Source organism: Clostridium algoriphilum, assembly GCF_020443705.1.
Lineage (GTDB): Bacteria > Bacillota > Clostridia > Clostridiales > Clostridiaceae > Clostridium_AD > Clostridium_AD algoriphilum.
In genome coordinates this window covers 42,132-55,873 of record NZ_JAIZZK010000008.1, presented here as the reverse complement: position 1 = coordinate 55,873, position 13,742 = coordinate 42,132, and the positions used below count along the sequence as shown (strand labels likewise).

Annotated in this window: 12 protein-coding genes; 8 read left to right on the top strand and 4 right to left on the bottom strand. The window is 28.2% G+C overall.

The features are described from left to right. Positions 1-50 precede the first annotated feature (50 nt). Both LGK95_RS08370 and LGK95_RS08365 read right to left on the bottom strand, forming a co-directional pair. The gene (locus LGK95_RS08370; protein ID WP_226124039.1) at positions 51-1,631 is read right to left on the bottom strand and encodes an ABC transporter permease/substrate-binding protein; all 1,581 of its coding nucleotides are present in this window, start codon (positions 1,629-1,631) and stop codon (positions 51-53) included. After that, a complete protein-coding gene (locus LGK95_RS08365; protein WP_226124037.1) occupies positions 1,624-2,769 on the bottom strand; it encodes an ABC transporter ATP-binding protein in 1,146 nt (381 codons plus the stop codon). The genes LGK95_RS08370 and LGK95_RS08365 overlap by 8 nt, the downstream gene beginning before the upstream one ends. Before the next feature lie 421 nt (positions 2,770-3,190). Here LGK95_RS08365 and LGK95_RS08360 point away from each other — a divergent pair, with 421 nt between their 5' ends. The 5 genes from LGK95_RS08360 (at position 3,191) to LGK95_RS08340 (ending at position 6,907) form a co-directional block, all read left to right on the top strand. After that, positions 3,191-3,553, top strand: coding sequence for a hypothetical protein (locus LGK95_RS08360; RefSeq protein ID WP_226124035.1), 363 nt, complete (start codon positions 3,191-3,193; stop codon positions 3,551-3,553). A 170-nt stretch (positions 3,554-3,723) separates the two neighbouring features. Further along, complete coding sequence (locus LGK95_RS08355) at positions 3,724-4,404, top strand: ABC transporter ATP-binding protein (RefSeq protein ID WP_226124033.1); 681 nt, start codon at positions 3,724-3,726, stop codon at positions 4,402-4,404. Continuing rightward, positions 4,401-5,228: a hypothetical protein gene (locus LGK95_RS08350; RefSeq protein ID WP_226124031.1), complete on the top strand. Its 828-nt coding sequence runs from the start codon at positions 4,401-4,403 to the stop codon at positions 5,226-5,228. The genes LGK95_RS08355 and LGK95_RS08350 overlap by 4 nt, the downstream gene beginning before the upstream one ends. Positions 5,229-5,410: 182 nt before the next feature. After that, positions 5,411-6,040, top strand: a complete 630-nt coding sequence (locus LGK95_RS08345; RefSeq protein WP_226124029.1) for a hypothetical protein — start codon at positions 5,411-5,413, stop codon at positions 6,038-6,040. A gap of 30 nt (positions 6,041-6,070) precedes the next feature. Then, positions 6,071-6,907, top strand: a complete 837-nt coding sequence (locus LGK95_RS08340) for a hypothetical protein (RefSeq protein WP_226124027.1) — start codon at positions 6,071-6,073, stop codon at positions 6,905-6,907. A 13-nt stretch (positions 6,908-6,920) separates the two neighbouring features. Here the strand turns inward: LGK95_RS08340 and LGK95_RS08335 are convergent, their stop codons facing one another. Both LGK95_RS08335 and LGK95_RS08330 read right to left on the bottom strand, forming a co-directional pair. Next, complete coding sequence (locus tag LGK95_RS08335) at positions 6,921-7,559, bottom strand: GntR family transcriptional regulator (RefSeq protein ID WP_226124150.1); 639 nt, start codon at positions 7,557-7,559, stop codon at positions 6,921-6,923. 177 nt (positions 7,560-7,736) lie between these two features. Further along, a complete protein-coding gene (locus LGK95_RS08330) occupies positions 7,737-8,873 on the bottom strand; it encodes an SLC13 family permease (protein WP_226124025.1) in 1,137 nt (378 codons plus the stop codon). Positions 8,874-9,081: 208 nt separating this feature from the next. On the opposite strand from LGK95_RS08330, the gene LGK95_RS08325 reads away from it, so the two are divergent. The 3 genes from LGK95_RS08325 to LGK95_RS08315 all read left to right on the top strand — a co-directional run bounded on the left by LGK95_RS08325 (position 9,082) and on the right by LGK95_RS08315 (position 13,689). Next, a complete protein-coding gene (locus LGK95_RS08325) occupies positions 9,082-9,843 on the top strand; it encodes a hypothetical protein (RefSeq protein WP_226124023.1) in 762 nt (253 codons plus the stop codon). 348 nt (positions 9,844-10,191) lie between these two features. After that, on the top strand, positions 10,192-12,420 hold the full coding sequence (locus LGK95_RS08320; protein ID WP_226124021.1) for a HelD family protein: 2,229 nt from the start codon (positions 10,192-10,194) through the stop codon (positions 12,418-12,420). Between the two features lie 201 nt (positions 12,421-12,621). Beyond that, a complete protein-coding gene (locus LGK95_RS08315) occupies positions 12,622-13,689 on the top strand; it encodes a HAMP domain-containing methyl-accepting chemotaxis protein (protein ID WP_226124019.1) in 1,068 nt (355 codons plus the stop codon). The last annotated feature ends 53 nt before the right edge of the window (positions 13,690-13,742 follow it).

Sequence of the window (13,742 nt, the reverse complement as noted above, 5' to 3'; positions counted from 1 at the left end):
AAAAAAAAGGCTTGATATATTAAATAATATATCAAGCCTTTTTTAAAATTTTATTTTATTAAACCCTTAGATCTTAAAAAGTCATCGGCTACTGTTTTAGATTGTGCACCGGTATCTACTTTTAAGTTCATAGCTCTCATTTCAGCATCGTTTATTTTTCCGTCTAAGAGTGATAATACACCCTTTAATTCAGGATATTTTTTAAGCGTATCTGCATTAACTAATGAAACTGCATAATATGGTGGGAAGAAAGCTTTATCATCTTTTAAAAGCTTTAAATCAAACTTTTTAAGTAACCCATCAGTGGAGAATGCATCTAAAACCTGGGTTTCATTACTGTTAAGTGCTGTATATCTAAGTCCGCCATCTATACCTTTTACACTTTTGAATTTTAAATTATATTTTTCCTTAAGTCCAAGAAAACCATCTGGTCTATTAGAAAAATCCATAGTAACGCCAGCAATAACTTTTGGACTTATTTTCGATAAATCAGATATAGTTTCTAAGTTATTCTTTTTTGCAAAATCTTTTTTTACTGCCATTACGTAAGTATTGTTAAATCCGATTGGATTAAGCATTTCTATACCATACTTTTTAGCCAAACCTGCTTTAGAAGCTTCATAAACCTTTTTTGGATCGGTCATAGTAGGTTGTTTTAGTATATTCACAAGAGCTGTTCCAGTATATTCTACATACAGATCTACGTCTTTTGATTTCATAGCTGTAAATACTACATTAGTTGCGCCCAAATTTAATTTTCTATCAACTTTATATTTCGTTTTATCCTCTATTAAAGAGGATACCATATCTCCAAGTATTAATTGTTCACTAAAGTTTTTAGAACCTACGACTATTGTATTACTACTTGAAATAAAACTTGCAACTATTGTGGATAAAATAATTACAAGAACTAAGGCTGAAACTCCAAGTTTGAATTTTTTGCTACTAAAAAAAATATTTTTTCCTCTAGTTTTGTTGGTATGATTAGTTTTTATACCTTCCGGAACTACTATGTCTTCTACCTTGCCTAAAATGAAGTCTAGAACAATAGCAAGAAGAGAAGCAGGAATAGCCCCAGCGAGGATCATATTATTATCAACAGTTGAAACACCCTGGAAGACTAAATAACCCAAACCACCAGCACCTATGAAAGCAGCTATGGTCATAAGTCCTATAGCTGTAACTGAAGATATTCTAATACCTGACATTATAATAGGCATAGCTAGTGGGAAACGAACTTTAAGTAGTGTCTGAGTATTGGTAAGTCCCATACCATCTGCGGCCTCAATAAGTGAAGGATCTATGTTAGTTAGTCCTGTAAATGTGTTTTTTAAAATTGGTAGAAGTGAATACATAACTACCATAATAATTGCAGGTTTGCTACCAATTCCTAGCAACGGTATTAAAAATCCAAGCAAAGCAAGACTGGGAACAGATTGAACTATATTTGTAAATCCAATAACGGGAGCAGAAAGTTTTCTATACCTAACTATAAGTATTCCTAGTGGGATAGCAATTACAACAGCTATTAAAATTGAAAATAAAGTTAGTTGAATATGTTGGATAAAGTAATCAAATATTTGAGCTTTCCTTTCGATTACAAAACTTATAAAAGAATTTAAACTATTCATTAACATCGACCTCCATATCTATAAATTGATCACTTAGTATAGATAAAAGGCTACTCTTCGTAAGAAGACCAGATAGCTTGTTGTTATCATCCACTACAGGAACAAAATTTATATCTTCCTTTTTTATAACTTCTAATATATTTATGATTGAATCTTCTTGATTTACTGTTATAAGATCCCTTTGCATTATATCTTTGATTTTTACAGTTTTATCTGGATTTTTTCTAAGAGTTGTTCTAATTTGTTTTAATGTAATAAGTCCAGTTAAAATGTTATCTTTTTCTACTATAAGTAAACTATCTACATTACTTGTCTTCATTATTTCAATTGCTTGGAATATTGTTCGCTCTCCAACTGATTTTATAGGTTTTGCTATCATAATATCTTTTGCCTTAATTAATTCAGGCTGATTCCATATTCTGTTTATGCCTACAAAGTCGCGAACAAAGTCATTAATAGGATTCTTTAGAATTTCTTCTGGAGTATCAAACTGAACAACATCTCCACCATTCATAATACAAATTTTATCTCCGAGTTTCAATGCCTCGTCCATATCATGTGTTACAAATATAATTGTTTTTTTGTAATTTTGTTGTATATTAAATATTTCATCTTGAAGCTGTGTTTTAGTTATTGGATCTAGCGCACTAAAGGGTTCGTCCATAAGTATTACATCAGGATCCATTACAAAAGCCCTTGCAACGCCTACTCTTTGTTGCTCACCACCACTTAACTGATTAGGATATTTATCTATATATAGATCAGGGTCTAGTCCTACGAGTTTTAATAACTCAATTACTTTAGTATGTAGTTTATCTTTATCCATTTTTTCTATAGAAGGTATTAGTGCAATATTATCACCTATAGTTAAATGTGGAAGAAGACCTGCTTGTTGTATAACATAACCCATATTACGTCTTAGCTTTATGGTATTTTTATCTCCGATTTTTTCGCCGTTAATTACAATTTCACCTGAAGTTGGTGTTAGTAATTTATTTATCATTTTTAACGTAGTAGTTTTTCCACAACCACTAGGTCCTATAAAAACAACTAATTCTTTGTCTTGTATAGTGATATTTATATCATTTAATATTTTTCTACCATTAAAACTCTTGCTCACATTTTTAAATTCGATCATAATTAGCCCTCCTAATTTATTACAAAGTAACAACCTATATTATATCATTAGGTTGTTACTTTGTAAATAACACATAATTATCTTTAGCGATTAACAGGTTATTTATGTACTTTTTTAGAAGTATGGCCTTAATAATTTACTTGTATTGTTTTATATTGAAAATTGTGTAAAACTTACTTTATGAGGATACATACAGTAAGTGATCAAATATATATGGAAAGCTATATTTAATCACTTATAGAGGAAATATGTAAACAACTAATGAATTAAACGTTGCTTTTTGTTGAACAACATAGTAATATGTTGTTAAATAAGAATAAATTAGCTAATTATAGTAACTATATGGCATATAGTATTTAACTATATGTCGTACAAGCTTTATTTAACGATTATTCTTTAATTGGTATTAGGAGGGAAATTTATGAAAAAACAAGTGATTAGGTTTTTAGTGACTGGATTAGTAGCTGTATCTATTTCTGCACCAGTTTTTGCTACATGGTATCAAGATATCGTAACGATACCTGAAAAGGGTATGACAACTACTGCAAGAACATCAACATCTAGGTTTAACTATACACAGGTTCAAAGAAATGTTTATAATGTATACTCCCGAATAGATAGTAGCGCAGGAGTGGCATGGAGTTCATTTGTTCTTAATCCGGCTGGAGATCCTCTTGTAAGAACGCATACAACTGATTCAGCGGGTAAACTTATTAAGGCAGAGTTTAAGGCAGAATATAATCAAATCAGACCAACCGATGGTTTAATACGTTGGCAGCCATAAAAGTATCTTTGTAAATGATTGTAGTAATAAAACCCACAATATTCTTGATTTGTTAAGAGATTGTGGGTTTTATTACATTGCTACAATAAAAAATAAATACTATACTGCATATAAATACATTGTGAATAAAGTTAAATAAAATAAGTTGTATAGAAAAGAGGATGAAAATATTGGAGAATGAAAAAATATTATGTTTAAAAGGAATTTCCAAAAAATTCAAAGGTATAGAAGTATTAAAAAATATAAATTTAAATATGAATAAGGGCGAGGTAGTTGGAATCGTCGGAAGTAATGGTTCTGGAAAAACAACATTACTTAGAATAATAATGGGACTTATTTATCCTAATGAAGGAGTAGTTAAGGTTGACGGGAATAAGGTTTTGCCAGGACTTTTAGCTGGATTACCAACTAGTGTAGGTGCTTTAATAGAAAATCCAATATTTTTGCCACAGTTTACTGGATATACAAATTTACGTATGCTTGCGTCTATCCGTAATGTTATTAATGATGATGATATAAAATCGGTTATTAAACTAGTAGGGTTAGATATTAATAATAAAAAAACTGTTGAAAAGTATTCTTTAGGTATGAGACAAAGGTTAGGAATTGCACAAGCAATAATGGAAAAGCCATCACTTATACTTTTTGATGAGCCAACTAATGGACTAGATTCAAACGGTGTAGAAATATTTAAAAAAATTGTTAAGAACATGAAGAGTGCTGGCTCAAGTTTTATTATTGTATCACATAGAAGAGAGGAAATTGATGAATTGAGTGATAGCATATATGAAATAGAGAATGGGAGTTTAACAATATTGAGAGATTTACATAACAATGAGGGCGTACAATGATTAATTACATGATTAAGCACTATTTTTGTTTAAATTATAAAAAATGGATTTATACTTTTGTTGCGTTACATATTTTAGGCATTGTGATAAAATATATTGCTCCAGGGATTTATCTTCCTAAAGGAACAACATTAGTTTTTTTCGATTATCTATTTATTTACTTGTCATTTCCATTAGTTATAATTCTAGTTTTACCTATAATTTATTGCTATTTAATTGGTGATATAATTACAAGGGATTTTAAAAGTGGTTACATAGAGCTTTTGTTACCCAGAATATCTAATAGAATAACATATTTTATATCTAAAGTTGCAATTGTATATATAACATCAAATTTGTTGTTTTTATGTTGTTTAGTTAATATAATTATCGTTTCATTTTTATATAAGATACCATTCAAAGGAAAATGTTATTACGAGGTTGTAACATGCTCAATTAAATCGGGAGGTTCTATTATTACCACTTTAATACAGCAATATGGATTATTTATTATAACATTTAGTGCATTAGGACTTTTTATATTAATTATATCTTTGATATTTAATAATTCAGTGTATAGTTTTATAGGTGTGATACTCCTTGTGTTACAAGGACGTAATTCTGTTTTTGATGATCATTCTAAGATGTTTTTCTCGCCGATAGCTCAAGGAATCTTATCACTACATTCTCCATTCTATTTTTATGGGTCTTCTAATAAGATAGATGCGAATTTTGAAAATTTTACAGTGAGTTATTCAATGAAGTATTTGTGGGTAATGTTATTATTGTTGTTTGTCATAGGTTGTTTTAGGATTAGAAATATGAATATAGCTAGGAAGGATTAAGATAATTAATGAAACGATTAATTTTAAATCAACTTTATTCATGTTATAAAAAAAGGAATGCTTATATATTAGTACTCTTATGCTTAAATATATTATTACAAGTATATATACTTATATGTAATAAAAATATAGCGAACGTTACAGCTATAACCACCGATGGCGTTTTAAATGTGTGTGGGGGATTGGAGAAGAAATATTTTTTACTAAATCTATTTCAATGGATGTTGTTAATTAGTATTTTACTCTTGCTAGTTCAATTTAGCACAAGTATAATTGGTGGGTTTGACGTATTGTTATTGACAAGATCTGGTTCAAAGTTAAAATGGTGGATGGCGAAAGTGGTATCTCTAGTATTAATAAATTTTATTTTTACTATAATGTTAATGCTTATAACTAAAATTATATCGTATGTAGTTTTCCCAGACATTAACAAATGGAGTGCATGTACCCGCTTATATTATCCTAATATTTATGCTTCAAGTATTGACCCTAATAAAATGGAACTTATCATTTTCTGTATTCTAATCACTGGATTTATTGCCCTAACAACATTATTTCAAACAATAAACTTGATTTTCAATAATTTTCCTAATAGTTATATAGTTATATTAATATTATGTATAATTCTTGGACTATTATATAGTCAGGGAGTAATACCTAGAGTATTATCCCCGATAAATTATCCATCAACCCTAGATATAGAAGCAAATATTGAAGCATATCTAAAAAACATTGGAATGAATATTGTATTATTTTCAATAAATATATTTATTTCGCTTATAGCAGTAACAAATAGAGATTATACGGTTTAAAAAAATTAAAAGAATTGAGGAGCATTTAATATGATTAAAAGGTTTTTTAAAATAGAATTTAAAAGAATATGTCGATGGCAGACATTAGCAGCTTTTATAGTGTTCATAGGAGCTTTTGTTAATATATCAATTATGGATAAAATGGATATACCTTCTCAAGTTGGATATCCTGCAATTTCAAGATTAGAACAGAGTAATTTTTTTATTAGTTATCTTAAAGCTTTATTCGGACCAATTCATAGTTACATGCCTTTAATTTTTCCTTTAATTATTTTATTGATTATTGGTGACTCATTATTTTTAGATTATAAAACAGGCAATTTTCAATTTTCAATTTCAAGAATAACTCATAAACAATTCATTAAATATAAAACTATAGCTATATCTTTAGTAATATTTATAGTTACTTTAATATTTCAACTAGTTGCATTTTTGTATAGTATTTTTACAAGCCCATATTACTTGCCTACAAAAGCAGGTGCAGAAAATAACATAATACATAATGTTCAAATGGGTATATATGTAAGCAAACCATTTGTTTATATATTTATCATAATGATACTTTTTAGTGTTATTTCAATGACTATAGCAGTTTTAGGTCTTCTAACATCAAATTTATTAAAGAATGTATTTGCAGTCGTGAGTATCCCTTGGATTATGTATATAATTATTGGGCAATTATTAATGAGTGTGGGAACGGGAAATAGTATTTTATTTCGTATTAGCCCAATTCAAATGCTTGGACCTTGTTTATTTAAAGAAAATTATAATTTTATACAAGTTTTTCTATATTGGATTGTACTTTGGAGTGTATCATGTTTCGGCACATATAAACTATTTATGAGAAAATTTAGATTGAGTTTATAGAAGTAAAACTCAATCACAATGAACTATTCTTTCCATAAAGAAAAGTTTTAATTTTATAATAACTATTTTGGTCACAAATAACTACAAATATATCATTCTCTTTAAATGTAGTGCATGGCCCTGGAGAAAGAATTAACTTACCATTTCTTCTTACTCCTATTATTGTTGCTCCTGTGTTTTGCCAGAATTTAGTTTCAGATATACTTTTATCTAAAACACACATTTCATTATGTATTTCAAATTCAAATGGAATAAATGGATTGCTATTTCTGAATCTACTAGAATAATCTATTAGTTCATCAATTGAATCATCTATATTTTTGTCTAATTCTTTTTTTCTTTGGAGTAAATCAACAATATTATTTTTGAGAGAACTTATACAATCTATATCTTTGAATTTTTCAATAAAATTCAAACAGTTATCTACTGAGTTTATGACTATCCCACTGCCTTTTGTTACTTTGACTATGTCCATGTCACTTAGAAGAGTTATAGCTCTTCTTATAGTTTCTGGGGATACATTATACTCACTTGCAAGAGAAGATCTTCCATATAACTTATCGCCTATAGAGAAATCTCCAGATAATATTCTATTACTAAGATCAATTGCTATTTTTTTATAAATAGGTTTTAAAATTGAGTCCTTTGGCATTTTTGATTTTATCAAAAGCAATCCTAAGCCTTTGATAAATTCCCCCCTTCGGATGTATAATAATTTTTATGGATAATTTATGTAAACATTATTGTTTTAATAAATCAATTATAAATTATTATGGTTATATTGTATATAGTAGTTATTTGAAAATTTAGTTAAAAGAAATTTTGAGATCTAAAATATGAAAATAAAATAGTTTATAATTGTGAATACTAGTAAACTAATTATGTTATAAAAAGAGAACAAAATAATGTAGTTACTTTGTGCATTTGAGGTTCGATCGTTCATATAGAGTTTATGTGAGATAACACTTGCTAAAGACGCAATTATGGTTCCAAGTCCACCTATATTAACTCCCAGCAAAAGTTCTTTCCAGTTTGAAGTAAAGTTAGCTAGGAAGATTGAACAAGGCACGTTACTAATAAATTGACTTAAGAAAATTGAAGAAAAATAAGTTGTAGTTTTATTATACAAGAAAGCTTTTGCAAACAACGCTATAAAAGGTAAACTTGATAAATTTCCAATAAATATAAAAAAACATACAAAAGTAAGCAGTAAAATATAATCTACGTTTGCTAATAATTTTTTATTTAATACTAATACAACTAAGAGTGTAATTATAAAGGCTAATTTATAATTTATTATATTGAACACAGATAATATAATGAATAGGAACAAAACAAAAAAGATTAAAACTTGAAATTTATTTTCGATAATTATGTCTTCTAATTCAAACTGGAGTTTCTTATTCTTTTCTACTATATTTAAGATGAAAAGCCAAAGGACACCTAAAAGTGTAAAGGGAAGCATTACTTTAAAGAATTCAAAGGCGCCTAAATTATAGTATGAAAAAATAAATAAATTCTGAGGACTTCCCATAGGTGTAAGGCCACAACCGATATTAGCGGCGAGTGTTTGAAATATTACTAATTTCATAGGACTAATGCTTGCTCTTTTACTTATTATAAGGGTTAAGGGTATAAAGGTTATGAGAGCTACGTCATTTGTTATAAGCATCGAACTAAAAAAAGTTATGTATATTAATATAAATGAAATCTTTTTATAATTATCGAATTTAGTAAGTAAGCTTATAGCTATTTTATCCAGTATTTTCATATGCTTTAAAGCACTTACAATAATCATAAGATTAAATAGTGTAATTAAAACTTTGAAATCAATGTATTCTACTTTGGGAATGGATAAAAATGAAGAAACAATAGCGAGAAATAAAGCTACAGAAAAAACTACTTCATTTTTAAGTAAGTTTAATATTTGTAATATTTTATTCTTAGTATAATCCAGGTTTAACATTTTTATCCTCACTTCGTATTTAATAATTAAAACTACAATATTGTAGCATTATTTAAATTTTTAATCCATTTAAAGTTTTGTTTTGATAGTTTAATAATAATGATTTTAATTAAAGTTTACATGCAAACTCAAATTATAGTAATGCATATTATTGCCCTGATACAGTAATAATAGATTGATACAAAAAATGCTTTAGGGAGGAATAAATTTGATAAACACATCTTTAAGAATGAAAATATTGAGCGGGTTGCTATGTACAGGGTTAGCATTAACGCCTGCAAGTCTTACTTTTGCCTCGGTTATAAGTGGTGACAATGCGAAGGAAAATACTGCAACTAGTATGAATATAAAAGCTCCTGCCAGCGGCAAACAGTCGTATAAGTCACATCATGCTGAAATGAAAAAGACGTTAAAAACGGTAGTTAAGGAAAGTGTATCCTCAAAGATTATCACAAAAACTGAAGGTGATAAGGTCTTAGAGTATGTAAATTCAAAATCAATGAAAAACCGTGGAGATGTTAAGAAAGACAACAAAAGCGAAGATGGAAAACATGATGGTCCAAAAGGCGGATTATTTAATGATTTAGTTACTGAGGGTATTTTGACTCAGAAAAAATCAGATGCACTTAGAAAAAGTATGTATGTTAAAATTACAGAAATAAGAACTGTGGAATTAAAGAATGGCTTGAATTCACTTGTAGTTAAAAAAGTATTAACAGTAGAGCAAAGCAATAAAGTTAGTGGCGCTATAACATCAGCACAGGTACAAAAGAAAAAAATGTTTAAGAAAATGAAGAATATGAGCGAAAATGAAAGAAAAATCTACATGGAAAAAATGGAGAAGACTAAAATTAGTCCGATGAAAAAACTTATCGATAATGGTACTATAACAAAAGAACAAGAACTTGAAATACAAAAAGTATTACCACAACATAATCATGGTCCACATGGTCCTAATGGCCCCCAATAGAACGTAACAAACAAACTAAAAAAATATATTAAGTTAATGAGATGACTTCTGTGTTGTAAACAGGAGTCATCTTTTCTTTTTTAGTAGTTATAATGAAACTATAAATATTTTTGATTAGAGGGAATAAAAAAAGAAGGTATTTAATTCCCTCTATATCTTTGTAATTAAAATTATATTATAAAATTAAAATCCAAATAAAATCACATATAAGCTTTACTTAAATATGATTTTTAGTTATAATTAAATGTGGATATACTTGAATTAAGTATATCTTATATATCACTTTTATTATATCACATAATGAATGCTAATGTCAATGGTTTTAAAAAAACATAGGAGTGTGAGAAGATGAATGATTATGAACTAAATAGGCAAGAGGAAATTCTATATCTTGATAATACGCTTAACTTCCTCAAAAAAGAATTGGAGAAAGACAGATACGATATAAATTTTAGGAAAAGAGATCTTATTGCTTCAAGAAGAGATATGTGGCAGGAAACTGTTCATTTTTCAAATGATGTTGATAGGATTCCGGAAATGCTTCAACATCTCTGCGAAGTTGATAGTCAAAACTATAATTACGAGAAAACACTAGAACGAATAAAAAAATACACACGAATTTTAAACTCACCGTATTTTGGAAGATTTGATTTTAAAGAAGATAATTATGATGATATAGAGCAGATTTATATTGGTCTTTATAATTTAATAGATAAAGATACAAGCTCAATTTTAGTATATGATTGGCGGTCACCTATTTCAAGTATGTTTTATCAATGTGAAATTGGTAAAGGCTCATATAATGCACCCTGTGGTATAATTGCAGGCGATATTTTTATGAAGAGGCAATATAAAATTCAAAATTCTGAGCTTAAATATTTTTTCGATAGCAGTATAAGAATTAATGACGAAATACTGCAAGAAGTGTTAAGTCATAATTCTTCCTCAAATATGAAAAACATTGTTGAAACCATTCAAAAGGAACAGGATATAGTTATTAGAGATATTGAAAATGAGCTTTTGATTGTACAAGGCGTCGCTGGAAGCGGTAAAACATCTATAGCACTACATAGAATTGCATATTTACTTTATGTTGGTATGGGATCAAAATTGCATTCGAATAATATCATTATAATTTCTCCCAGTTCTATTTTTAGCAAATATATTTCCGGAGTTTTACCTGAATTGGGTGAGGAAAACGTAGAGGAAACTACTTTTGACAATATTGTAGTAGATTTTTTAGATGATAAATTTATATTTGAAAGTAGGAAACAGCAACTTGAATTTTTAATTATTAACGATGATCATCAAAATTTAAATATAAAAATGGAAAACACTAAATTTAAAGGCTCGAAAACATTTGTAAAAATTTTGGATAGGTTAATAAAATATTATGAACATAATTTAACACATTTTGAAGACTTATATTATGATGGAAAAATTATTGAAACAAGGCAACAGCTAAACAATCTTTTCCTAAACGGTAAAATGGATATGCCAATAACAAAAAAACTTAAAAGAATAGAAAGTATAATGCTTAATAAGATTCATCCATTAAGGAAAGCAAGGCTTGAAAAAATCCAGAAAATTGTTCTAAATGGCGTTGGGCATGAACTAGAGATAAAATCTTTTAGCAGATTAATGGCAATTAAAGAAGCTAAAGTATTAATGAAGCATATTCATAAGTTTACGCAGGTTGATTATGCGGATTTGTATAAATTACTTTTTAATAAAACAGGACTTCTTTTAAAACTTTCAAAAGGGCTTAAACTACCCAAAAATATTAACCAAATGGTATTAGAAACCATCGAAAGTCTCCATAAAGACTATATTAATTATGAAGATTGTGCACCACTTTTATATATAAAACTAAAACTTAACGGGAGTCACGAGTTTTCGGATATTCAGCAAGTTGTCATTGATGAAGCCCAAGATTATTATCCACTTCAATATGAGGTTTTTAATCTTTTGTTTTCTAAGGCTAAGTTTACAGTATTAGGTGATTTTAATCAAACTCTTGAAAAGCACGGTGATAAATCTATATATGATGATATAGAGAAAATTCTACACAAGAAAAAAAGTATAAAGCTGTTTATGAATAAGAGTTTTAGATCTTCTGTAGAAATCAATTCATTTACTCAGAAAATATTAAATAGCAAAGAAGAGTTTGTTTCATTTGAGAGACATGAATCAGAACCACGAATCATATTTAAAGACAGTGAAGAGTTGCTTTGTGATGCTATAATCCAAGATATTCATAACTATGAAAGTCGTGGTTATGAGTCTATTGCAGTTATTTGCAAAACGGAGCAAGAAACACTAATGGTTCAAAAAAAACTATCCAATTTAACTAACATTAAATTATTGAATATAGATGACACTGAAAGTATAAAGGGTACCATTGCTATTCCTTCTTATATATCAAAGGGTCTAGAATTTGATGTAGTACTTGTATGCAACGTTTCAAAGGACAATTATAAAAGTGAGTTTGATAGGAATCTTTTATATGTGGCTTGCACAAGAGCGCTTCATCAGCTTGTTATTTATTATACTGGAGAAAAAAGTGAATTTATTTAATTTCATCTTCACCTTTAAAAAAAGATCATCTGAGCTAATCTTCAGATGGTCTTTAATATTATTTAGATATATATTATTACATTATGATAATAAGTATCATATAATCACAAAAAAAATATATGTTCAATTGTTATTCTTGGAACAATATTAAGTTAATTATAGAGAAATCAGTATAATATTTTATTAAAGGAGTGTATGTTAATGAAATGGTTTAATAATTTAAAAATGATTCAGAAACTAGTGTCAGCATTTGTTCTAGTTTCAATGCTTATAGGTATTGTTGGGGTTATAGGAATCTACAATATGAAGAATATTAATAAAAATATTTATAATATTTATAATTTAGATTTAGTAGGTCTTAAGTCTCTTGATAATCTTAAAATAAATTTATTCCAGGTTAGAGTAGATACATACCTAGCTATTGATCCTAAAAATAAAAGTAATTTACAAAATTTAAAAGATGATATGTCAAATATGAAAATTAAAGATGATGCACTTATTGTGGCCTACAAACCTACGATTACAAACGATATAGACAGACAACGATTTGAAGAATTTGAGAAAATGCTTGTAAATTATCGTATAGTTAGAGATAACATACTTAATCAAGTTTATGAAGGTAACTATGTCAAAGCAAATGAATTATATCCAAGTCTTTCTACGATTAGAACTAATATGTATTTAATTCTAGATAAAGAGATAAAATTAACTTCAGAAGCAGCGAAAGTTGATTATGTTAATAGTCAATCATCATATAATAGTGCTCATAGTCAAATTATATTAATAATTGTTTTAGGGTTAGTTGTTGCTATTACACTTGGTTTAATAATTGCTATTTCGATTTCAAGGCAGATAAAGAAGGTTGTAACTGTAGCGGATGCACTTTCGGAAAATGATTTATCACAAATTGTTGATATTGATAATAAGAGTGAATTTGGAAGTTTAGCAAAAGCAATAAACAAAGCTATAATGAACTTAAAAACGTTAATTTCTGAAATTTCAGAAAGTGCTACTGATATTAGCGCCGCCAGTGAAGAATTATCTGCTACTACAGAAGAAATATCATCAAAAATGGATATTGTTAATGAAGCAGTAAAGCAGGTGTCTATAAGCGCAGAACAGTTAAGTGCTACAACAGAAGAGGTAAATGCAACCACTGAAACTATTGCAGTTAATGTAGCTGATGTTACAGGACGTGCAAATAAAGGGACTGAGATTGCAAAAGGTATAGAAGTAAAAGCAAATGGAGTTAGAAAGAAAAGTTACTGAAGATAACATTAGTGTCACAGAGAAAATATATATGGAGAAGCAAGCAAATATAT